Source organism: Pedobacter arcticus A12 (assembly GCF_000302595.1).
GTDB lineage: Bacteria > Bacteroidota > Bacteroidia > Sphingobacteriales > Sphingobacteriaceae > Pseudopedobacter > Pseudopedobacter arcticus.
Genome location: NZ_JH947126.1, coordinates 192227 through 216256 on the forward strand (window position 1 = coordinate 192227; position 24030 = coordinate 216256).

The following is a 24030-nucleotide window of genomic DNA, read 5'->3' on the forward strand; positions in this document are numbered from 1 at the left end:
AGAATTACAGCAAAAAAAGAGAGGCTTGTTACAAGCCTCTCTTTTATCATAGGTAATAAAGTAGATGTTAGTGTTTTCCAGACCAAGCTCTAAACATCCAGCTGGTCTTTTCTTGAAATCTTAAGAAGCCAATAATCATATCAGCTGTACCTTCGTCATTCGCGTTTTCAGTTGCATTCTCAATCACTTCTCGTTCTAAATCAATTAGGTGTTTAAAATCTTCTAAAACGGCTTCAACCATTTTCTCTTCAGATAAGCCTTCTGTTTTAATCTCTTTTATTTCTGAGTTTTTAATGTAGTCAGCGTAAGTAGCCATAGGCGATTTTCCTAAGGTTAAAATACGTTCTGCTAATTCGTCAATGGTAAGTTGGGCGTTATTGTATAACTCCTCAAACTTAACGTGTAAATCAAAAAAGTGGTGCCCTTTTACGTTCCAGTGGCAACCTCTAACTTTTTGATAATGGATCTGATAATTTGCTAACAGGATATTTAAATGATCTGCTAATTCAATTACTGGTTTGTCTTTTAAGCCTATTTTATTTACGGTCATGATATTATTTTGTTTAAAAAACCTGTTTGCATTTAACTGTTCAGCTTTTTTACAACTAGGTTATAGTTTTCTATTTTAGATACAACAATATCTGTTCCATTTTCTATATAGCCATCGTTAGACACCGCTTGATACCATTCCCCATCAATTTCAATTTTACCCGATGGCCTTAAATCTGTTTTTGCAAAACCATTTTTTCCTAAAAGCTCAAAATTAGGTTTGGTAACTTGGTAACCTTGGTCAGACTGCTGTTCGTCCTGCAACACAAGCCTTTGAAAAGCTTTGGAGCGTAAAATATTACCACCAAAAACCACCGACAAAAATATCGACCCTATAATAGAACCTAATACAATTAAAAAAGACTGCACAATACGCTCGCTCCCACTTACACTTAAATCAAAAAAATCATTCATTACCAAACTCATAGCCAAACCTACCACCATACAAATAATGCCTGCTATACCAAACACTCCAAATCCAGGAATAAGGAATATCTCTAAAACCAAAAGAACAATACCCGCAAGAAAAAGTAGAATCTCCCAATTGTCGGCCAAACCTTCTAAATATAAAGGTGCAAAAAACAGCAGCCCTGCTACAACGGCCACTAATAAGGCAAACCCAATTCCAGGCGTTTGCAACTCAAAATAGATACCGCCAATCATCAAAAGAATAAGAACGCTACTTACCGCTGGGTTGGTCAGCATGCCTATAATATTATCCGTTAAGGTTGGTACATGCACTTCCTTAGTATAATTGGAAATATTTTCCTGTTGCAAAACATCTTCAATGGACGACGCTTCACCATCACAATAACCAGTTTTAAGCGCTTCTGCGGTGGTTAAAGTAAGTACTTTTCCTTTTTGGTTAATCCCTTCTACAGCTACGTCTGGATCCACAAAAGCTTCCGCAATTTTCGGATCTCTACCTTTGCTTTCTGCTGTGGTACGCATTAAACCTCGCATGTACGACTGATATTTTTCTGGCAAAACCTCGCCTTGCCCATTTACTACGCTTGCTGCACCAATAGTTGCACCTTTGCTCATGTAAATTTTATCGCAGGCAATAGAAATCAATGCTCCGGCAGATGCCGCATTATTATCGATGTAAACAATTGTTTTTAATTTGCTGTTCAAGATTTTTGTACGGATAGAATCGGCATAATCCAACATCCCGCCATAGGTGTTCATATCTATAATTAAAACGGTTGCACCGCTTGCTTTTGCTTCCGCGAAAGCTTTTTGTGTTGAACGCCATGCTGCGGGGTTAATCTCGTCTTTTAAAGAAAGTTGATAAACTTTTGTTTGTGCAAGGGTCAATAAACTGAAGCTACTCAGTAAAAAAAACAAGCTCAAACACTTAATGAATTTCATAATTGTTAGTTTTGATAGAAATGGTTACAAATAAAGATACGCTAAAGCCCGCATACTCCGCCAAATGCGAAGGGATAATTTGGAAAATTATTTTAGACGAAAATAAAAAAATAATAGTTTGGGAGTGTAGAACCAAGGATAAAAAGGTTTCTTTTTACGCTTATGATTTTAAAAATCAGGTCACTTTACTCCACAATTTTAAATTTGATGACGATTGGGAGTTGAGTATCAATACAGTTAAAGATGGGATTCTTTATTTTAACGGTCACGAATCTGATTTTTCACCGGTACAAAAAGGGTTGCTCGCTTTCGATTTACAAACCAAAAAAATCATTTGGCAAAATTTCAGCATCAGCGCACAGCTTTTTTGCAATGATGGAATCATCATTTTTGACACAAAAATATTACCTCGTAAATACCGTTTGATAGCCTATGAAACTGGGCAACAACTCAGCGAGTTAAATGTTGGCGATTTAGCTAATTATAGAGGTTTAAACAATACAATCATTTTACCTAGCATGACTGAAGCTAAAGATATCATCGATACTACTTACCTGCTAACGTTCAACAATTTAAACATCTGCTCCTATTACCAAAAAAAAGGCGAAGCAATTGATCAATACATCAGGGTCGAAAAAAACGGTGAGATTTTAATGACAGAAATTTTAAACGAGCAGATACAAAAGATAAGTTTTGATACGTTCTTTGTGTGGCACAATCATTTGTTTTATATCAAAAACAAGACTGAAATTGTGAGTTATTTCGTATAATTGCAAAATTTTTAAAATGAATAATTATCATTTCATGAATTACAAAAGCCTTCTTTTTTTATTGTTTATCATTACCTCAACAAATGTTTTTGCAGGCGGTTTAATAGATTCCATAGGGGTTGAAAATGTAGGTGGAAAAAAAGTTATTCTACATAAGATTGAACCTAAAGAAACCTATTACGCTTTAGGTAGAAAGTATAATATTAGTCCTAGTTTAATTATGGACTATAACGGAAATGTAACCTTGCATCCTGGCGAAGTTGTTAAAATACCAACCTCTCAAAGCTTTAACGCTAACAAATCCACCGCCACAAAACCCGAAGCAAGCAAAAAAAACGTTAGTAAGCCCGTTGTTTTCTCCTCTCCTCCAAAAGAAGAGTCTCCTAAAAAGAAAGAAAAAATCCATAAGGTTGGGCCAGGCGAAACACTTTACGCAATTGCCAGTCAATACAACATGCGGGTTGATGATTTAAAACTCTTAAATCAGTTAAAAAGCAACAACCTAAGTGTTGGCCAAAGCTTAAAAGTGATCAGCAGTGAGGAAGTAAGTTTAAACCCAACGGTTGAGAAAAATGCGGCAGGAAAACCGGTAGTTTTAGAAAAGAAGCCAGAAACAAAGATTACCAATCCAAATAGGATTAAATATTTGGATTCAACAGATTCGCAAAACAGTATTGATATACCAAAAAACAGATATGGTATAACAGAAATGAATGATAAAGGCTTAGCGGTTTGGATTAGCGACAACAACATGGATGCTACAAAAAGCTATGCTTTACACCGTGTTGCACCCGTTGGAACAATCATCAAAATAACAAATCCAATGTCTAACAAAAGTGTGTTTGCAAAGGTAGTTGGCAGGTTCACCGAAAACGAAACCACAAAGGATGTGATTATTGTAGTTACAAAATCATGTGCTGATGCTATTGGTGCTTTAGATAAAAGATTTTTAGTAAACATCACTTTTGGCTTGCCTAATGAGCAATAAAAAACCTTATGTATTAGGTGTTGCGGGTGGAAGCGGGTCTGGAAAAACATTTTTTCTGAAGGCTTTCTTAAACCACTTTGCTGCTGACGAAATTTGTCTGGTATCTCAGGACGATTATTACATACAGCAGGGCGAAATGACTCCCGAGCAAAACAAGCTTCACAATTTTGATCTGCCAAGCTGTATTGAAGTTGAACAGTTTGAAAACGATGTTTTCGATTTATTGAACTACAAAACGGTTTATAAAAAAGAGTACACGTTTAATAATCCACACCTTAAGCCAAAGATTTTAGAGATCAAACCTGCTCCAATTTTAATACTGGAGGGTTTATTCATTTATCACTATCAAAAAATAGATTCTATTTTTGATTACCGCATATTTATGGATGCAGCCGTAGAAATAGCATTAGAGCGCAGGTTAAAACGCGATTTGGTTGAACGTAACTATTCGCAAGATGACGTGATGTACAAATGGGAAAACCATGTAATGCCATCTTACAATGAGTTTTTGCTACCTTATCGTGATAAATGTGATAGCGTAATTGATAACTCAACAAATCAGCTGGAAAACATGCTACTAATTACAGAAAAAATATCATCTGATTTAAAGGAAAAACTCGCATTATAATAAGCTTAGTACAAGCTACATGATTGAGTAATTGCTTTTTGCCTTAAGATGTATTATATTTATCCGAGCATTTTAATAAATATATTCCTCAAAAATATACAGACCTATAAAAAAAGACAAAGGTTTACTTAGATTTGCACAAATTTTGTCTTAAAGACGAAGAAGCTTCACAGAAGCGCTAAATTTCAAAAATGGTTAATACAACAGAACAAACTTTTGATTATAATACCTCAAGAGAAAAACTCATTTTAGCAGAATACGGCCGAAATGTACAAAACATGGTAGAGTATATTGTGGCCCTACCAACCAAAGAAGAACGTAACAGATACGCCCAAGTGGTGATAGATATGATGGGTTTTTTAAATCCACATTTAAGAGATGTTCCCGATTTTAAACATAAATTATGGGATCATTTACAGATTATCTCCAAATTTAAGATTGATGTTGATTCGCCATATCCATCTCCCACGGCTGAGGCAATCAATTTTAAGCCAGAAGCTTTAGGTTATCCGCAAAAGCGTATCAAGTTTAAGCATTACGGCCATACCGTAGAAATGATGATTAAAAAAGCATTAGCAATTACTGAGCTTGATAAAAGAGCGCACATGACTAATTCTATTGCTAACTTTATGAAAATGGCTTACGTTGTTTGGAATAAAGACCACGTTGCTGATGAGCAGATTTTGAGTGATTTAACAACTTTATCAAATGGTGAGCTGGATGTAACTAATGTTGTGCTTAATAAAGTGGAGGTTAAACCACCAAACACCAACAACAACACCGGTGGTCGTCAGCAAAAAACAGGCGGACGCAGTAACGGCGGAAGTGGAAGCGGTGGCAGACAGCAGAACAATAACAACAATAAAGGTCGCCAGCAAAGGAGCTACAGCAGCAATAATAACAACAGCGGTGGCGGTGGCAGAAGACCAAATTAATATCCAATTATTTAACATCATCATCCTAAAACACAGCATATTTTATGAATGCATTTGAGATTCGTGGAGGTAAGCCATTAAAAGGCGAAATTACCCCTCAAGGAGCTAAAAATGAGGCATTACAGATTATTTCGGCAGTTCTGCTTACACCAGAAAAAATAACCGTAAGCAATATTCCCGATATTAAAGATGTTAACAAACTCATTGAATTAATTCAAGATTTGGGTGTTAATGTCAAAAGAATTTCAAAAGACACTTACGAATTTCAAGCGGCAAATATAAATCTTGATTTTTTCCAGTCACAAACCTTTAAATCTAAAGGTGGCAGTTTGCGTGGTTCCATTATGATTGTTGGACCATTGTTGGCCAGGTTTGGAAAAGCAGCAATCCCAAAACCAGGTGGTGATAAAATTGGAAGAAGACGTTTAGACACTCACTTTTTAGGATTCGAAAAACTAGGTGCTAAATTTATTTACAACGCCGAAACCGGATTTTTCAATATTGATGCTAGCCAATTAAAAGGTACTTTCATTTTATTAGATGAAGCATCTGTTACCGGTACTGCAAACATTGTGATGGCAGCAGTTTTGGCTAAAGGTACAACCACCATTTATAACGCAGCTTGTGAGCCCTATTTGCAACAGCTTTGCAAAATGCTTAACCGCATGGGCGCAAAAATATCTGGTATCGGTTCTAACCTGTTAACTATTGAAGGTGTTAAAGAATTAGGTGGTACAGAACACCGTTTACTGCCCGATATGATTGAAATTGGTTCTTTCATTGGTTTAGCAGCCATGACGGAATCTGAAATCACGATTAAAGACGTTTGTTACCAGGAATTAGGAATTATTCCAGATGTTTTTAGACGTATAGGAATTCAATTTGAGCTACGTGGAGACGATATTTATATACCCGCGCAAAAGCATTATGAAATAGACACCTTTATTGATGGTTCTATTTTAACCGTAGCAGATGCGCCTTGGCCAGGCTTTACACCAGATTTACTTTCCATACTTTTAGTGGTAGCAACACAAGCGAAGGGTTCTGTACTTATCCACCAAAAAATGTTCGAAAGCCGTCTGTTTTTTGTAGACAAGCTGATTGATATGGGTGCACAGATTATTCTTTGCGATCCACACAGAGCAACCGTTATTGGTTTAGATAAGAAATATCAGTTAAAAGGAATTGAAATGACCTCGCCAGATATTAGAGCCGGTGTATCCTTACTAATTGCCGCATTATCTGCTTCTGGCCGAAGCATCATTCACAACATAGAACAGATTGAAAGAGGTTATCAGGATATTGATACCAGATTAAAAGCTTTAGGCGCAGACATCAGAAGAATTTAATTTAAAAGCTCTCCAAAACGGAGAGTTTTTTGTTTGTAACAGATTTATTCCGCAAACAAGAAAACGATTCACCGAATTAAACGTTAAAACCACAAGACGTGTTCTGTCGTAAATCATTACGCACATAATTTAAAAACAGCATGAAAATATTTCAAAATATATCCATCGTTTTATTGATTTTCTTGGGAGCAGTGGCTTGCGCAAACGGAACAAAAAAAAACAATAGTTTTCAAGAATCTGTGCAAACACAAAAATCTGATGATGACGTCTCGACTGCGGTAAACCATACTGCATTTGATAAACTGTTGCAGGCAAACGTTTCTAACAAAGGAAGTGTTGACTATAAAGCATTTGTAAAAGATAAGACCGCTTTAGAAAATTACATTGTAAGTTTAACAAAAGTAGATGCCCGTAAACTTTCTAAAAACGAAGCTATTGCCTTTTGGATTAATGCATACAACGCCTTAACAATAGACCAAATTGTAAGAAATTATCCGGTGGCTTCCATTACTAAAATTGCTGGCGGAAAAGTTTGGGACCAGCCCCTACCCTTTAAGTTTCAAGGAAAAACACTTACTTTAAATGATATCGAAAAAAAAATATTGTTAAGTGGCGATTTATTTGACGGAAGAATCCATTTTGCGGTAAACTGTGCTGCACTATCATGCCCAACCTTATCCAACAAAGCTTTTACCGGTGCAAATGTTCAAGAAATGTTAACTAAAAACACAAAAGCAACTTTAGCTAATCCAGATTTTAATAGAATCACGGAGAAAAATGCCTCCATCTCAAAACTTTTTGATTGGTATAAAGCAGATTTTGTAAAGGCAGAAGGAAGTGTTGTAAAGTTTATCAACAGATATTCTACAACTAAAATTAGCAATCAAACTAAAATCACCTATCTTGATTATAATTGGAGTTTAAATGGAAAATAAATTCGATAAATCCTTAACCTCAGTATGAAAGTAGTAATTATTGGAAACGGAATAGCTGGCATTACCACAGCCAGACATATCAGAAAACAAAGTGACCATGAAATTTTAGTTATTTCTGCTGAATCAGAACATTTTTTTTCCCGCACTGCGCTAATGTACATTTACATAGGGCATATGAAATACCAACATACCAAGCCTTATGAAGATTGGTTTTGGGAGAAAAACAGAATCAACCTTCATAAGGCTTACATCAATACTATCGATTTTGATACCAATACATTAAAAACAGCTAACAGAGAAGAAATTTCTTACGATAAACTGGTAATTGCTACAGGTTCTGTTACTAAAAAAATTGGCTGGCCCGGAGAAAATTTAAAAGGTGTGCAAGGTTTGTACAGCAAACAGGATGTAGAGCTGATGGAAACCAATACCCAAAACGTTAAACATGCAGTAATTGTGGGTGGCGGTTTAATTGGAATTGAAATGGCAGAGATGCTACATAGTCGTGGTATTGAGGTTACTTTTTTAATTAGAGAAAACAATTATTGGAATAGCGTACTGCCAATAGAGGAAGCTATGTTAGTGAGCAGGCACATTGCAGAACACGGTATTAATTTAATACCAAACACCGAATTGGAGGAAATAATCGGTGATAACGATGGTCGGGTAAAAGCAGTTAAAACAAAAACCGGAAAAACCATTGACTGTGAGTTTGTGGCTTTAACTACTGGTGTAACACCTAATATTGATTTTTTAAAAGAATCGGCTTTAGAAACGGATAGAGGAATATTGGTAAATGATTTTTTAGAAACCAACATTCCAAATGTTTATGCATTGGGAGATTGTGCGCAGTTTAAAAATCCAAAGGAAAACCACCCGCCGGTTGAACAGCTTTGGTACACAGGTAAAATGCAGGGAAAAGCTTTGGCTAAAACCATTTGTGGGCAAAAAACAAAATACGAAAGGGGAATTTGGTTTAATTCGGCCAAGTTTTTAGACATTGAATACCAAACTTATGGTTTGATGTTCAATAAGCCGTTTGCTACAGAAGATACTTTTTACTGGGAGCACCCGAAAGGAAAAATAGGGATGCGGGCAAATTTTAGTAAAACAGATGGAAGTCTTAGCGGTTTCAATTTTTTTGGGATGCGCTTTAAACAAACTGTTGCAGATACGTGGATTAGAAACGGGAACCATATCAGTAACTGTATTGCTCAATTAAACGAAGGTTTTTTTGATGCAGAATTTAACAAAAATCACCATAAAAAAATTGTAGAAAGCTTTAATACGGCGCATCCCAAACATCAAGCAACAATCGCTAAAAAGAAGAAATTTTTAATTTTTTAATCCGATTAAACAGAAAATATGAAAATCATTCAAAAAATCGGGTTAGCAATCTTTTTAATTTGCTTCGCAATTTTTATATCGCTGTTGGGTTTAGGCAAATATCAACTTACGGAAGTAAGCTTTAAAGCTTCTGTAACCGACAGTACGCATCAAGCTTTATTAGCACCAAACATTCAACAAATGCTCGGTAAAACTTATGATAGCAAAATCGATTTCATCACAGATTACAACAAATCGCTCGATAAAACCAATCAAAAATTTAAGGACAACCAAGAATGGGATAAAGTAATTTACACTGATTATGCCTTAGCAATTACAAAAAACAGCACCATTGGTTTTGTTAAAGACAATCAAATGTTGTTGTTTTATATCTGTTTTGTAATTAGTGCATTAGGCGGTGCTATTTATATGGTTGCTGATCTATTTATCCATCCTGTTGCAGGTATAAAAAACAATGATATTTTTAAAAGAAGCATCACCAGCCGTGGAATTATAGCGATATTCTTTAGCGTTTTCTTGGTTGTATTTTACCTGTTTCTATATAAAGCACCAGCTTACATTAGCAATTGGGTCTTATTGGTGGATCCCTTAAGTTTTTCGCTAACTGGCGGCGAGGCTAGTCATTGGTTTTTGTACGGCTTCCTTTACTCCATCATTATGTTAACGATGGGTATTAGAATGTATGTAAAATATCGCCACAATACTTACCAAATGGTACGAACCACTTCGGTTATATTTTTCCAGTTGGCCTTTGCGTTTATGATTCCCAACATTTTAACCAAACTGCAGTTGCCCGCTATGGATTTTAAAAATATGTGGCCATTGGATTATACCTTCTTTTTTGATTATCGCTTAGACAGCTTACTATCTGCCGGAATGTTGGGTTATTGGATGTTGGGCTGGGGAATATTTTTATTTGTTGTTGGCGTACCTGTAATGGTTTACTTTTTCGGAAAAAGATGGTATTGTAGCTGGGTTTGTGGCTGTGGTGGCTTGGCAGAAACCTTTGGAGATCCGTTTCGTCAACTTTCTGATAAAAGTTTGAAAGCCTGGAAATACGAACGGGTGATTGTACACAGTGTTTTGGTTTTTGCAGTAATTATGACCGCTGCTGTACTCTACACCTTCTTTACAGGCGCTTCTACCATCTTAGGAATTAATACGTATGCAATTAGAGAAATTTATTCTTTTGCTATTGGTTTTGTTTTTGCCGGCGCAATTGGAACGGGTTTTTATCCTTTAATGGGAAATAGGGTTTGGTGCAGATTTGGTTGTCCGCTCGCAGCTTATTTAGGTTTAGTGCAACGGTTTAAATCACGATTTAGAATTACCACCAATGGCGCACAATGCATATCTTGCGGAAATTGCTCCACCTATTGCGAAATGGGGATCGACGTTAGGGCTTACGCCCAAAAAGGAGAGAACATCATCAGAGCATCTTGCGTAGGTTGTGGCGTTTGTGCGGCAGTTTGCCCAAGGGGTGTTTTAAAATTAGAAAATTTAGCAGAAGAAGGTAGGTTTGATATTTATACCAGACCAGAAGAGCAGTAATGGTAGAAAATTTAGAAAGCAGGAATATTTACGTAATTATTCCGGCTTACAACGAAGAAAAATCGATAGCAAAAGTCATCAATGATATTCCAAAATCTATTGTTAAGGAAGTTATTGTTGGAAACAATAATTCAAAGGACAATACACAGCTTGAGGCAGAAAACGCGGGAGCAACAGTAGTTTTTGCACCAATTGCTGGTTACGGAAATGCTTGCTTAAAAGGCATTGAATATTTAAAAGCAAAAGCAAAACCTCAAGATATCATCGTTTTTTTAGATGGCGATTATTCCGATTACCCTGATGAAATTCCCAAGATAATTGCACCCATTGACAACCGCGAAGCCGATTTAGTGATAGGTTCTAGAGCTTTAGGGGTAAAACAAAGTGGCTCTATGACTTTACCCCAAGAGTTTGGAAACTGGCTGGCAACACATTTAATGGATTGGTTCTACAAAGTTAAGTTTACAGATTTAGGTCCGTTTAGGGCAGTTAGCTGGCATAATCTAATGCTGATTAATATGCAGGACAAAACCTATGGTTGGACAGTGGAGATGCAGGTAAAAGCGGCTAAACTCAATTTAAAATGTGTGGAAGTGCCAGTTAAGTACAGAAAACGGATTGGTGTAAGTAAAGTTTCTGGAACCATAAAGGGCGTGATTATGGCTGGCTATAAAATCATCTGGACAATTTTTAAAAATCTGTAATTCATAAAAAACATGATTTGGCAAATTGCAATATTGGTTTTGTACGTTATTTCCCTTACAGTAATTCTGCTGTTTAGCCTAGGGCAAGCTTTTCTAATTTATTTTTATCTGAAATCAAAAAAAGCTACACCCGAAAAAATAAGTATCGCGGGTGATTTACCCATAATTACCATACAGCTTCCTCTTTTTAACGAGCTTTATGTTACAGAAAGACTATTAAACGCTGTTTGTAGTTTAGATTACCCAAAAGATAAATTAGAAATTCAGGTTTTGGACGACTCAACCGACGATTCATTGCTTCTTACAAAAAAGCTTGTCGCAGAAAAACTGCTGCAGGGTTTTGACATCAAGCAAATCACCAGATCTAAAAATATTGGATTTAAGGCTGGTGCGTTACAAAACGGATTAAACCAAGCTAAAGGTGAACTTATCGCTATTTTTGATGCTGATTTTTTACCCGAATCGGATTTTTTAACCAAGCTTATCCCCTACTTTAACAATCCGAAAATTGGGATGGTACAAAGTAGATGGGGACACATAAACGAGGATTACTCTTTGTTAACCCAAGTACAGGGTTTTGGTTTAGACGGGCATTTTACCGTAGAGCAGACCGGAAGAAATTCGGCACATCTGTTTATGAATTTTAATGGAACCGCTGGTATATGGCGTAAAAAATGCATTGTAGAAGCGGGTGGCTGGCAACATGATACCTTAACAGAGGATTTAGATTTAAGTTACCGAGCCCAGCTAAAAGGTTGGGAGTTCAAATATGTTGAAGAGATCACCACACCCGCAGAACTCCCCGTAGCATTAAATGCATTTAAATCACAGCAACATCGTTGGACTAAAGGAGCAATAGAAACTTCTAAAAAAATGCTATCACAGGTTTGGAAAGCCAATGTGGGTTTAAAACGAAAGATATTTGCGAGTTTGCACTTACTAAATTCCTACGCTTTCCTGTTTATTTTCTTAACCAGCGTACTCAGCATTCCGGTATTACTGATTAAAAACAATACGGAAATCCCACTTATTTATTTTCAGTTTTTAACGGTTTATGTAATTGGTTTTCTGGTGATTGTGGTGTTTTATCTCATTGCAAGCCTTTCCAAACATAAAAACTACGGAACTTTTATAAAACTTTTTCCAATGTTTCTTTCCGTTTCATTGGCTTTAAGTTTCCATAATACCATCGCTGTTTTAGAGGGTGTTTTTAATTTTAAGTCTGATTTTATACGTACGCCTAAATTTAATGTCACCACTCTAAAAGATAATTTCAAGAGCAACATCTATGTTCAGCATAAACTGCCGGCATCTTTTTATATGGAAGTATTTTTATGTTTTTACTTTTTAACGGGCATTATTGGTGCTTTTTATTACCATGATTTTGGATTGTTGCCTTTTCATCTGATGCTTTTTACAGGATTTTGTGTACTGAATTTTTATTCTGTAAAAGGAATTTTAACGAAGTAATATTGTTGCGTTAAGTATAGCAGTGGATACCCGCCCTGTGGCTAAGGCTTTGAGCAGTATGAACGAATAGCCTGTTAAAACGCCCATGAAATATTTTTCAAATAAAATCGAAATTACCTCCAACAAAAAAAGGCTTATGATTTTAACAAACCATAAGCCTAATAATCAAAAAATATTCAATTACTTAACCGAAAACGGTACAATTATATTTCCCCACATCAACTTAACTTCGCCAGATTTGTCGACGTTAAAAGTCATTTTTTCAGTCGCATCTTTTGCTGTTTTCGCTTTTACATTAATACGTAAAACATCGTCAGCTTCGGCGTATTTACCGCTTCCCCACTGTTTCCACGTTTTATTAAAAATAATTGTCCACTCACTTTCTCCGGGAATGGTGAACAGCCCATATTTACCAGCTGGCAAATCTTTTCCATTAATTTTTACGGCTTTACTTACCTCAAAAACAGTAGCTTCATTAGCTCCGGTGCGCCAAACCTTGCCAAATGGCGCAATTTCTTTACCAATCGTTCTGCCTTTTACAGAAGGCTGGCTGTAATCAACCGTAATAACTGCGCCTGATTTAATGGTCGCTGTAACTTTATCAGGCGGACTTGGTCTATTACTTTTATCTGTTTGCGCACTTACTTTTACAGTCGCAAAAAAGATAAATAGACAGGCAAAAAATGCAATTTGTTTTTTCATAATCTGTTTTTATTTTAATGGGGTTTATAGCTAAACGAATTTTATTGATGATTGTTTTTTATTATAAAACACAAAGCAAACATTTTTGAAAGCTTTATGTTTAAGCATTATCATACAAGTTAAGCATTAAGCTTTATTATCTTTGCAAAAAAAATTTCAAAACATATTAAATATTGATGAATCTTAAACACCTATTCTTTTACCTCTTTATAGCTAGCTTTATTATCAATATTACAACAGCAAATGCTCAAAAAAACAACATTTTAAATGGAGTTATCAAAGATGCAACAACGGGAGAAACCTTAATTGGCGCATCTGTTCAGGTAAATGGCACCACTTCTTTAGGTACTGTTACCAATGCTTATGGCTATTATTCGTTAGCCATTCCTGCTGGTATTTACGAAGTAATTTACAGTTATGTAGGCTATCAAACAATCAAAAAAAACATCAGTTTTTCTGGAGATTTAACGCAGAATATAGCACTTTTTTCCTCAAATCAACTAAACGAGGTCATTGTGAACGCCGAAAAGCGAAACAATAATGTTGAAAATCCTTTAATGGGCGTACAAAAACTGAACGTTAAAGAAATAAACAATATACCCGTATTATTTGGCGAAAGAGATATTTTAAAAACGCTACAATTGTTACCCGGTATAAAATCCGCCGGCGAAGGCAATAGCGGTTTTTACGTTAGAGGCGGTTCTACAGACCACAACCTTATATTGTTAGACGAAGCGCCGGTTTATAACGCCTCTCACCTATTGGGTTTTTTCTCAACCTTTAATTCTGATGCGATAAAAGACGTTACGGTTTATAAAGGTGGTATGCCAGCACAATACGGTGGTAGATTAGCGTCTGTTTTAGATATTAAGATGAACGATGGCAACAAGAAAGATTACACAATTGAAGGTGGAATTGGCTTAATTGCATCAAGGTTGAAAGTTGAAGGACCCATTGAAAAAGATAAGAGTTCTTTTATGATTAGTGGTCGAAGAACGTATGCGGATAGTTTCCTAGCTTTCTCCTCAGACAGTAGCGTTAAGGGTAGTAGACTTTATTTTTACGACTTAAATGCCAAGGTTAACTTTATCTTAGACAGTAAAAACATCCTTTACCTTTCTGGCTATTTTGGCAGAGACAAACTAGGCTTAAAAGACAGCTTTGGCTTTGATTGGGGCAATACTACAGGAACAATAAGGTTAAATCATTTATTTTCTAATCGCCTGTTTTCCAATACTTCTTTAATTTACAGTAACTACAACTATTTAATTCAGAGTCTTTTGGAGGATAATGATTTTAGTGTAAAATCGTCTATCAAAGATTTTAACCTGAAACAGGATTTCCAGTTTACGGCAAACAATGCCCATGAGATAAAATTTGGTTTAAACGCAATCCACCATACCATTACACCCGGTAAAATAACAGCCAGCCAAACTTCAAGCGTTAACGAAAGTGAAATTGAGAACAGAAAAGGCTTAGAACTGGCAGTTTATTTTTCTGACGAATATAAGGTGAGCGAAAAACTTAATGTAGCTTACGGCGCTAGATTTAGTAATTATGCTGCTTTAGGAGCAGGAACATTTAAAACCTACGATACAAACGGAGACATCACCGGCTCTGAAACCTATAAATCTGGCGAGCTGGTTAAAAACTATTTCAATCTAGAACCACGCCTATCTGCAGCTTATCAGCTTTCGGAAAGCAAATCTTTGAAAGCATCATTTACCCGCAATACCCAGAACTTACACTTAATGTCTAATTCAACAGCAACATCGCCTACAGATTTATACATTATGAACAGCAATAACGTAAAACCCGAAATTGCTGATCAGTTTGCGCTGGGCTATTTTAGCAATTTCCGAAATGATAGCTACGAGTTTTCTACCGAGATCTATTATAAGGATATGAAAAACCAAATTGAGTACCGAAACGGTACTGATTTGCGTGGAAACCAAAATGTAGAAGGTGATTTGTTATTTGGCGACGGCAGAGCTTACGGAATTGAACTGTTTTTAAAGAAACGTTTCGGCGATTTTAACGGTTGGATTGGTTATACTTTAGCAAAAACAGAAAGACAGTTTGCGCAGATCAATGATGGCAAATGGTTTAATGCAAAACAGGACCGTACGCATGATTTATCAATAGTTGGTATTTATAAAGCCAGTAAACGCTGGACGCTTTCTTCCACTTTTGTTTACAGCACCGGAACTGCAGTTACTTACCCTAGCGGAAAGTATCAGCTTAACGGAGAAACTGTTTTTTATTATTCAGAAAAAAACGGATACCGCACTCCTGCTTATCACCGTTTAGATTTATCGGCAACTTTAGAACCTAAGCTTGTACCAAATAGGAAATACCAATCAAGCTGGTCGTTCGGTATTTATAATGCATACAACAGAAAGAACCCTTTTTCTATTGATTTTAAAGACAATCCAGACAATCCTACAAAAACACAAGCGGTACAAACTTCGTTATTTGGCATTATTCCATCAGTTACCTGGAATTTTAAATTTTAAAACATGAGAGCATTTTACATTATATTTTTTGCCATTACTACATCGGTGTTTTTTAGTGCCTGCGAAAAGGTGATTGATCTAGATTTAAAGAACACAAAACCTGTTATTGTAATTGAGGCCAACGTAAATGATAATTTTTCGCAACAAGTTGTTAAAGTAACACAAACCAAGCCTTTTACAGAGGATAACACCATAGTTCCCGTTACTGATGCTGTAATTACTTTAAAGGATTTAACAGATAACAGAACTTACAATTTTACCCTGACAGATAATGAAGGAACCTACCTTTCAACTAACTTCCGCGGAAAACCCGGAAACACCTACGAACTGAATGTAAGTGCGAATAACCAGGTTTACATTGCAAAATCAACAATGCCAAAAAAAGTATTGTTAGATTCTATATCTGTGGCAGAGGTTACGTTTTTTGGAGAAACAAATAAATATATCAAGGTTCATTATGCTGATCCAATTCAATATGAGAACCAGTACCGTTACCTTTTAACCGTTAACCAAAAGCCATCGAAAGGTTATTTTGTAGATTCGGACCGGTTTAATAATGGAAAATATGTAAGCAACACCCTATTTGATAGTGATAACGACTTAAAATCTGGAGATGAGATCAAAGTAGAGTCTCAGTGTATTGATATGAACATCTATCGCTACTTCTTTGCCATTTCGCAGATTAGCGGAAACGGTGGCCCGCCTACTGCACCTTCAAATCCCGATTCAAATTTCAATAATGGAGCTTTGGGGTATTTTAATGCGCACACTACGGAGGTTAAAATGGCAACGATACAGTAGTTAAGCTACCGAACCTTTTGTTTACATCGATCTGTAATGATTGTTTGCACTATGTAGAATTTCAATACTAAAAACGAAGTTTAAATCTAAAAATAGAATAAATGTTCTCATCTATTTAATCTAAACTATATTCAAAATTTTTACCTTCGCTTTTATTCAAAAACAAACTTTTATAAACTATCCCAAACAAAAAATTAAAACTAATGAGTTTTCTAAGTAAAAAAATTATTCCTTCCGAAAATGCTGTTGTTCAAGAAATGGGTGAAGATATTGTTATACTTAATCTAAAAACAGAACATTTTTATGAACTTAAAGAAGTTGGAAAGAGAATCTGGGAATTATTATCTGAAAATCATAGTTATACTTTAACATTTGAAGCGATAAAAGGGGAGTATGAGGTTTCATCTGAACAGCTTCATACCGATATGGAGCGTATAATAAATGGACTAATAAAAGCGGAACTTATCAAAATAAATTAATGTATTGTAGTAATGAGCTAAATAAGGTTAATAAATGTTTAAGATCTCAAGATAATTTAGTTTTTTGGACAAGAGTATTCACTATATTTACCGAGGGCATTCTTCTTGCAACCAGCTTAAAAACCACCGAAAAACTATTGTCCGTGTTTAAAAAACACACCTTAACACTAGACCCAGAAGAAAAAATAATTATTGTTGATAGATATTTCACTATTATTAGCGAAATTAACCAGCAATCTTACCTAAAAGGAAGATGCCTTTCACAGTCTTTAATATTACGTTTACTTTTAAACAGAAAAGGAATCTTATCTCATCTAAAGATAGGAATGAGACAATTAAACGGAAAGTTGGATGTTCATGCTTGGCTAGAAATTGATAATAAACCAATCAATGAGCACATTTCTGTAACCAAAAATTATCTCAAAATAATAAATAAGAGCTAGGCCAAATTTTCAATTTTAATGAGCGGATTCGTAGGAATTATAACTTCTAAATTAGAGCAGTTTGATATAGATATCTTAGACATTGCAACAAGCTCTATGTGCCAAACTTGTGATGATTATTCGGGTTCGTGGCGAAGCGAGAAAGCTGATTTACGTTTTGCGTGGTTAAAAACCTTCGATGATACTGATGATGAGCATCTTCCATTTACAATGGATGAAAATATCCGAATTATTGGAGATGTGCGACTAGATAATCGTATCAAACTTATAGGGGCGCTAAAGTTTATATTTGGAGATGAGATCAGTAATTCAACTCCAGATTCCTACTTGGTCCTATATGCGTATAAGCAATGGGGAGAGCGTTGCCTAGACCACATTTCAGGAGATTATGCATTTGCAATTTGGAATGAGAAAGAAGATTATCTTTTCTGCGCCCGAGATCATTTTGGTCTTGTGCCATTTTATTACACCCAACTCAACGATAAGTTTCTATTCACAAATTTTTACACATCCTTAAAAGATGTACCGAATCTTATTTCAGAGCTCGATGACGATGTTGTAAAGTCTTATTTATCCGCTGGATTGAACAATTATTTTGATCAAACTATTTATAAAGACCTAAAAAAACTCCCACCAGCTCACCAACTTATTTATAAAAATGGAGTTGCTCATGTAAGTCGCTATTGGGATGTACCAAATCAGATTAGCCCTATTCGTTACAAAACCACGAAGGAATACGTGGAGCACTTCTATCAATTATTTGAGCAATCTATAAATGATCGTACCCGAAACAGTAAGGTTGCGTCTTCTTTAAGTGGAGGTATGGATAGCTCTGCAATAACCGCAGTGACGAAAAAAGTTTTAAATGAGTGTTATGGTGCTAACCATGAGTTAAAATGCTTTAATATTGTTTATAAATATCTTGTGAACGAGAAAGAAGGTTTTTTTGGAGAAACGATAGCGAAACATTTAGATATACCGATAAACCAATACGTAGCAGAGGATTACCTTAAAAAAATTTTAAAACCACTTGTCTCTTGGCTTCCCGAACCAATTGGGGTCCCGCATGCAACCCCTGAATCTCAGATACTCTCAGACGTAGAAACATTTTCGCGAACTTATTTAACTGGGTTCGGTGGAGATCCTTTATTTGAATATGGAGAATCGGCTAAACAAAAGCTTAAAGAGCAAGGCTACAAAGTTCAGTCATATAAAGACGAGATTTTATTCTACCGCGTTTTCGGTCGCTTTTCTGGAACAAGCCTTCGGCATAAATTGATAGGTTTAATTAAATCAAAACCTAAAAAAAACTTTAAAAAGTCAATCAACAACCACAAATATTCTCTTTTCAAAAATGTTTTTTCTTTCTCCAAAAAAACCGAGAATCTTGATTCTTTGCGTACTTACTTTGGAATGGTTAAAAATCCGTTTTGGTCCTCGCTATTTGAGATGTCTTATCCAGGATTTAATGGATATAAAGTTAAAGTACGACAACCCTTCTTTTCTTTAGATTTATTTCTTTTTATCATTGCATTACCTCCACATCTGCTTTATAAAAAATCATTGCTACGCATGGCAATGACGCCTTATCTCCCAACCGCAGTTATTACCCGACCAAAAACGCTTATTTTTAAAAATGCTCATTTTGAAAATTTACAAAATCATAATATAGCTGAAGTACTTAAAAACAGTATTTCTAAAAAAAATAAAGTTTTCATTGGAAATGCAGATATGAAATCTTTAATAGAAGAAGCTACTAAATCTGATACATTAGCTAATTCAGATAGCGACCTACTTATTATTTTTACAATCATGTCTTGGAACAATTGTGTTTTATAAAAAAAACGTTACTTTCGTTAAAAAACGACGATATGAACAAAGAAGAAACTACTGGAAACTCTAAAAAAAACTACGCTGCACCAGAACTGAAGGAATTGGGGAAAATTGGAGAAATTACGAATACCACAAGTGCAGACAGCACTCATACTCAAGATGGTGGTGGTGGCCCAAATTACTATTCATAATTTGAAGTTATTGTGTGAAGTTTAAAATAGAATTCCACAATCTAACAGATTTTGATTTTTTGCTACTGAAAGAAAAATTAGCATTTAAGCCTCATGAACAAAAATTTTCGCCAAATATATTTGGCGAAAATTTTTATACAGGAAGTAGTTTTGAATATGGTAATTGCTATCTGTTTGAGTATCGTGATGAACAAAAACCGATGGTTAGCTTCATCATTACTTCTGGTGGCAAAAATGTTTTCTGTAATTATCAGATTGAAGTCTCCCCTCAAACAGTTAGCTCGTTAATTAAGGGTAACATCAAAAAGTTTTGTTTGCAAGAACAGGGGTATTTTTGCTTGCATGCTTCGGCAATGCAGATAAACGAAAAAATAATATTGTTTATGGGTAAAAAAGGTGCTGGAAAATCAACGCTAGCAAGTTTTTTTCACTTACAGGGACACGATATCTGGTGCGACGATTATTCTTTGCTACAGCAAGAAAAGAACTGCTTTCTTTCTTATCAAGGTGAAACCTCACTCAAAATCAATCCAGATATTTTATCTGCTTTAAATATTCCTAAGCAAAAAGTAAAAAATGTATTTGATCTTTCTGATGGTTTTAAAAAAAGCAATCAATATAAAACCTCTAGTTCTAAGGTCTACTTCCGCAATGATAAACCTGTTGAGAATAGCAACCCAAAACAGGTTGCAGCCGTATTTTTTTTACAGCAAAGAAGTTTTGATCCAGCGCTTTTAATTGAACCGATGAAGAAATCCGAAGCACTTTCAACCTTAATGGAGGAAATACTATTGCCTGGTTTTAATTCAAAAGAATACCTAAAAACTTATTTCCAATCATCATTAAAACTTTTGGAACATGTACCTTGTTACAAAATACATGCTTCAAACGAAATTACCCGAATTAGTGAAGTATACCATTCTGTGTTTGAAACTTTAAACTTTTCTTAAACATGTTGCAAGCTGCTGATGAATATCCGCTACTAGGTGCGGCAAAGGATTTCTTTTGTACGCTCCCCGAAACAATTGTTTCCGCTCCCCAGCTAGATTTGCTTAAAAAGGCTGCTGCTTTTTTTCCTCCTATTATCCGCTTTGCATTAGAGTGCCGCTTGAATAAGCAAGATCAGGTCGATCTGCAGTTTTGTATTAGAAGAGACGAGGACGACTTGGCATCAATTTTAAGCTGGTTTGAGAGAAAACTTTCTGGAAATGGAGAAGATCAACTACTTCTTTCTTTTTTAAAAGAGTGGGCAGATAAGAACTCTTTTTATCACAAAAGTATACCTGAGATATTTTTAGAACTTGATGTTAATTCACCTAATTTAAATGTACCCCTTTTATTTTTTGAGCTAGAGACCAGCCTTACCAGCACTCAAAGAAAAGATTATTCTTTATTTATCTTAAATAATACGTTAGGTAAAAACAAACCTTATTATAAGTTATTAGAGACGATTATAGAAGCCTGTCCAGATCCTGCATACCTAGCATACTTAGGAATTCTATTTTCTAGAAATAATGACGTTTTACGTGTAAATATAAAAAAATTACCATACTGCTCTGTAGTTCCTTTTTTACAGAAAACTGGTTATAAGTGGCTTAGTAAAGAGCTCGAGTATTGGCTGTCGTTAATATATACTTACGCAGACCGTATAACTTTATGTATCGATATTGGCTCAGAAATTTATCCAAAAATTGGTTTTGAATGTTTTTGGAATGGGCAACCCAGCACCGAAACTTATTGGAAGGATTTTATTGAAAAGCTGAAACTTGACAGTATACTTGAAAAAGACAAAATAAAAACAATACTAGAATGGAACGAAGATGTTTTTCCGGGGAAGATTGAGAATTGGCCAAGTCATCTTTGGCTAGATTCATTAGGTAAATCCGAAAGTGAATTTACCTACTTAAAAAAGTGGATTTCTCATTTAAAACTATCTTACCAGCCAGAGAATGAAATTGAAATAAAGGCTTATCTCGCTTATGAAAGTTTATGGATGTCTCAGAATACGATTAATTTAGATAGCTTACAAAAGCAAGAAAATCAAATTTACGATGAGCCTCAAGAACTAGAAAAAGTAATCGACAAAGGAATCGACTTTCTTTTATCAAACCAAACTCAAGCTGGCTGGTGGAAAGATTTTCACCTAGAGCCAGGAACTAGCGATGAATGGGTAACAGCTTATGTTGCTTATTACCTTTCTAATTTAAAAACTCAAAAAACTCAAAAATCACTAGAAAAAGCTTGGGATATATTAAAGACGAGATACCGCATGAATGAAGGTTGGGGTTATAATGCCTTAACACGAGGAGACGCGGATAGCACCACATGGGTTTTGCACTTTACTAACTCCGAGAACTTAATTGGCAACCTTGATATATGTTTTTTAAGTATAGTGGAAAAACATATTTCAGAGGATGGCGGTATAGTTACATACGCAAAGCGTCGCTCTTTAGAAAAAGAAGCATTAGTTGCCACTAGTGTACTTTTCAACGGCTGGCAAATACCCCATAATTGCGTAACCGCAGCATATGCACTAACGGGAAAACAACATGCTATTGATTACCTAATTAATCAACAAGATAAAGACGGTTTTTGGTATGGTTACTGGTGGGATGGTTACGAGTATGCGACAGGGCTCGCTACAGAAGCACTTTATAGTAAAAACGCAGAAAAATATAAGAAATCAATTGAAAGTGCTATAAACTGGGCAACGCATGAGGCAAATAGAATATTAAATGCATCCTTTCCTAACACTTTCAAACTTGCTTTTCTATTGCGGATACTATTATGCGATAATTCCGAAAAAGAAAATTCTATACTGAAGCAGAAAATAACTACAGTACTAATCAATTCACAAGAACAGCAAGGATGTTGGAAGTCTGATGCGATATTGAGATCTCCAAATTCTAACGATCGGAATCATGAAAACGGTAAAAATATACCAGTCTTTAAGGATCAGATGAAAAATTTTACTACAGTTACAGTTTTAGATGCGTTGAACAAATATGCGCTATCTCTTATTAAATAAAAAAGAATAAAAGAGTTTAAAAGACTTTGTTGGAATAATTAACGGGATAGCCCAAGCTGGTTTATCCGTAAGTGAAAGATCATTGGTATTTGGCACAAGTAACCAGGAGTAAGCTTTAACCTTGAATTTTATCCGCTCTGTAAAATCTAGTTTTAGACCGATAAGTTTTATTTTCTTAAACAAATTTTCCCGGTCATTTTTTGCTTTCATAAAAGAAAACAGATGATATTTGATAGCTGGTTTCTCAGATAATGGTATTTTGATACCAACTATTTCTTCTAACGCATTAACACCTGACCAAAGAAAAGGCGAAAATTTATACCGTTTAAAACCTGCTGCTATCTCCTCCCAGTTTAGATTCTTACCAGATTTATCAATAATACATGCTAAATCAATTAAATACTTAAACTTCAGTAAAGGTTCTCTGATTAAGTGATGAGAAGCGATACACAGAAAATCATAAGTTGGTGATAAGGCCATACTTATTGTTCCATTACTATCGTGAGTTAAATGTTTGGCTAAGAAATCATATTCATAAAATTTACCAAAATAATTTTCCACTAGTTTCCATTGTAATTCTACAGAACAGTTTATGCCCAATTTATCTTTTGGAGACTTAAGCGATAGCTCACGCTGATACTTTTTCAAAAAACCAATTTGATGTTCTGAGACATCGTAAGTTGATATAAAATCGTTTGATAAAAGGCATTCTCTCAATTTACTCAAATCATCCTTTTTGATCAGGAAGTCTATATCAGCGCTTTCCCTCATAGATAATGATCTATAATAACGGTTGGCAAACCTTACACCTTTATAATTAATTACTCTTATTCCAAGATTACTAAATTGTTGACTTAAATGGTTAAGTAATTGTAATTGATATTTACCGAACAATATAATACCTACGGTATCTTTTTTCAATGCATTAAAAACTGATTGGTCTATCGAGATGTTTGAGGTTATTACAATTTCATAGACAAAACCTCTGATATCATTTAATTGAACCAGTTTATAGAACAACAACCAGTTTATCTCTTCCTTTTCTAAGAAATCGTTCACTTCTCCCACGCTTTGCTTATCAAAATATAAGCGTGTTATAAGAATTATCAACGTTTCCTCATTTCCATATATCGTTTTGAGGTGACCTATACTAAGCATATCTTACCAAGTCTAAAACTTATTTGAGTGTTTAACCCATCGCATCTTCCAATCTATTTGAAAAGCTGCTTCAAGATCATTCTCAGAACAAGGAAGACCTTTTGTATCGGATAGTATAACTAAATCTTCCATAGTAGAAATTTTCGAAGCCTTGTTTTTCGATTCCCTAATATCTTTAATAACTTTTAATGCATTCTGAATTGACATTTCTTAGACAGATTAAAATGTAAAACATCCAGATTTGAGCCCGGTTTCTTTTCGTAATTTTTCTCCATAAGATAA

The 24030-nt window shown here is 35.2% G+C and carries 22 protein-coding genes; 18 read left to right on the plus strand and 4 right to left on the minus strand.

Annotation, left to right across the window (positions count from 1 at the left end):
• Positions 1-67 precede the first annotated feature (67 nt).
• The gene (locus B176_RS0107690; protein ID WP_017258217.1) at positions 68-550 is read right to left on the minus strand and encodes a Dps family protein; all 483 of its coding nucleotides are present in this window, start codon (positions 548-550) and stop codon (positions 68-70) included.
• 32 nt (positions 551-582) lie between these two features.
• Positions 583-1920: an NfeD family protein gene (locus B176_RS0107695; RefSeq protein WP_017258218.1), complete on the minus strand. Its 1338-nt coding sequence runs from the start codon at positions 1918-1920 to the stop codon at positions 583-585.
• A 20-nt stretch (positions 1921-1940) separates the two neighbouring features.
• Between B176_RS0107695 and B176_RS0107700 the strand changes: the two genes are divergently transcribed.
• The 10 genes from B176_RS0107700 (at position 1941) to B176_RS0107745 (ending at position 12597) form a co-directional block, all read left to right on the plus strand.
• Complete coding sequence (locus B176_RS0107700) at positions 1941-2690, plus strand: DUF4905 domain-containing protein (RefSeq protein ID WP_017258219.1); 750 nt, start codon at positions 1941-1943, stop codon at positions 2688-2690.
• Positions 2691-2706: 16 nt separating this feature from the next.
• Positions 2707-3678, plus strand: coding sequence for a DPBB and LysM peptidoglycan-binding domain-containing protein (locus B176_RS0107705; RefSeq protein WP_237739812.1), 972 nt, complete (start codon positions 2707-2709; stop codon positions 3676-3678).
• Positions 3668-4306, plus strand: coding sequence for a uridine kinase family protein (locus B176_RS0107710; RefSeq protein ID WP_017258221.1), 639 nt, complete (start codon positions 3668-3670; stop codon positions 4304-4306). The genes B176_RS0107705 and B176_RS0107710 overlap by 11 nt, the downstream gene beginning before the upstream one ends.
• Positions 4307-4497: 191 nt before the next feature.
• Entirely contained in the window at positions 4498-5241 is a 744-nt protein-coding gene (locus B176_RS0107715) for a DUF4290 domain-containing protein (protein WP_017258222.1), read from the plus strand.
• A gap of 44 nt (positions 5242-5285) precedes the next feature.
• A complete protein-coding gene (gene murA, locus B176_RS0107720; protein ID WP_017258223.1) occupies positions 5286-6590 on the plus strand; it encodes a UDP-N-acetylglucosamine 1-carboxyvinyltransferase in 1305 nt (434 codons plus the stop codon).
• A 140-nt stretch (positions 6591-6730) separates the two neighbouring features.
• A complete protein-coding gene (locus tag B176_RS0107725; protein WP_017258224.1) occupies positions 6731-7525 on the plus strand; it encodes a DUF547 domain-containing protein in 795 nt (264 codons plus the stop codon).
• Positions 7526-7549: 24 nt separating this feature from the next.
• Complete coding sequence (locus B176_RS0107730) at positions 7550-8872, plus strand: NAD(P)/FAD-dependent oxidoreductase (protein ID WP_017258225.1); 1323 nt, start codon at positions 7550-7552, stop codon at positions 8870-8872.
• Between the two features lie 18 nt (positions 8873-8890).
• On the plus strand, positions 8891-10423 hold the full coding sequence (locus tag B176_RS0107735) for a 4Fe-4S binding protein (protein WP_017258226.1): 1533 nt from the start codon (positions 8891-8893) through the stop codon (positions 10421-10423).
• The gene (locus B176_RS0107740; protein WP_017258227.1) at positions 10423-11127 is read left to right on the plus strand and encodes a glycosyltransferase family 2 protein; all 705 of its coding nucleotides are present in this window, start codon (positions 10423-10425) and stop codon (positions 11125-11127) included. The genes B176_RS0107735 and B176_RS0107740 overlap by 1 nt, the downstream gene beginning before the upstream one ends.
• Positions 11128-11139: 12 nt before the next feature.
• Positions 11140-12597: a cellulose synthase family protein gene (locus B176_RS0107745; protein ID WP_017258228.1), complete on the plus strand. Its 1458-nt coding sequence runs from the start codon at positions 11140-11142 to the stop codon at positions 12595-12597.
• A 180-nt stretch (positions 12598-12777) separates the two neighbouring features.
• On the opposite strand, the gene B176_RS0107750 is transcribed toward B176_RS0107745, so the two are convergent.
• A complete protein-coding gene (locus B176_RS0107750; protein WP_017258229.1) occupies positions 12778-13299 on the minus strand; it encodes a DUF2911 domain-containing protein in 522 nt (173 codons plus the stop codon).
• A gap of 176 nt (positions 13300-13475) precedes the next feature.
• Here B176_RS0107750 and B176_RS0107755 point away from each other — a divergent pair, with 176 nt between their 5' ends.
• The 8 genes from B176_RS0107755 (at position 13476) to B176_RS0107790 (ending at position 22590) form a co-directional block, all read left to right on the plus strand.
• Complete coding sequence (locus B176_RS0107755) at positions 13476-15815, plus strand: TonB-dependent receptor (protein ID WP_017258230.1); 2340 nt, start codon at positions 13476-13478, stop codon at positions 15813-15815.
• Between the two features lie 3 nt (positions 15816-15818).
• The gene (locus tag B176_RS0107760) at positions 15819-16616 is read left to right on the plus strand and encodes a DUF4249 family protein (RefSeq protein WP_017258231.1); all 798 of its coding nucleotides are present in this window, start codon (positions 15819-15821) and stop codon (positions 16614-16616) included.
• A gap of 203 nt (positions 16617-16819) precedes the next feature.
• On the plus strand, positions 16820-17095 hold the full coding sequence (locus tag B176_RS0107765) for a PqqD family protein (RefSeq protein WP_017258232.1): 276 nt from the start codon (positions 16820-16822) through the stop codon (positions 17093-17095).
• Entirely contained in the window at positions 17095-17538 is a 444-nt protein-coding gene (locus tag B176_RS0107770; RefSeq protein ID WP_017258233.1) for a lasso peptide biosynthesis B2 protein, read from the plus strand. Before B176_RS0107765 ends, B176_RS0107770 begins: the two co-directional genes overlap by 1 nt.
• Before the next feature lie 18 nt (positions 17539-17556).
• Positions 17557-19377 (plus strand): asparagine synthetase B family protein, encoded by a 1821-nt coding sequence (locus B176_RS0107775; RefSeq protein WP_017258234.1) that lies wholly within the window; start codon positions 17557-17559, stop codon positions 19375-19377.
• Between the two features lie 32 nt (positions 19378-19409).
• Complete coding sequence (locus B176_RS0107780) at positions 19410-19562, plus strand: hypothetical protein (protein ID WP_154647925.1); 153 nt, start codon at positions 19410-19412, stop codon at positions 19560-19562.
• A gap of 14 nt (positions 19563-19576) precedes the next feature.
• Entirely contained in the window at positions 19577-20512 is a 936-nt protein-coding gene (locus B176_RS0107785) for a phosphoenolpyruvate carboxykinase (ATP) (protein WP_017258236.1), read from the plus strand.
• Positions 20513-20514: 2 nt separating this feature from the next.
• The gene (locus tag B176_RS0107790) at positions 20515-22590 is read left to right on the plus strand and encodes a prenyltransferase/squalene oxidase repeat-containing protein (protein ID WP_017258237.1); all 2076 of its coding nucleotides are present in this window, start codon (positions 20515-20517) and stop codon (positions 22588-22590) included.
• Here B176_RS0107790 and B176_RS0107795 read toward each other — a convergent pair.
• Positions 22573-23748 carry a nucleotidyltransferase family protein gene (locus B176_RS0107795; RefSeq protein WP_017258238.1) on the minus strand — a complete coding sequence of 392 codons (1176 nt, stop codon included), beginning with the start codon at positions 23746-23748 and terminating at the stop codon, positions 22573-22575. The genes B176_RS0107790 and B176_RS0107795 overlap by 18 nt on opposite strands.
• Positions 23749-24030: the final 282 nt, after the last annotated feature.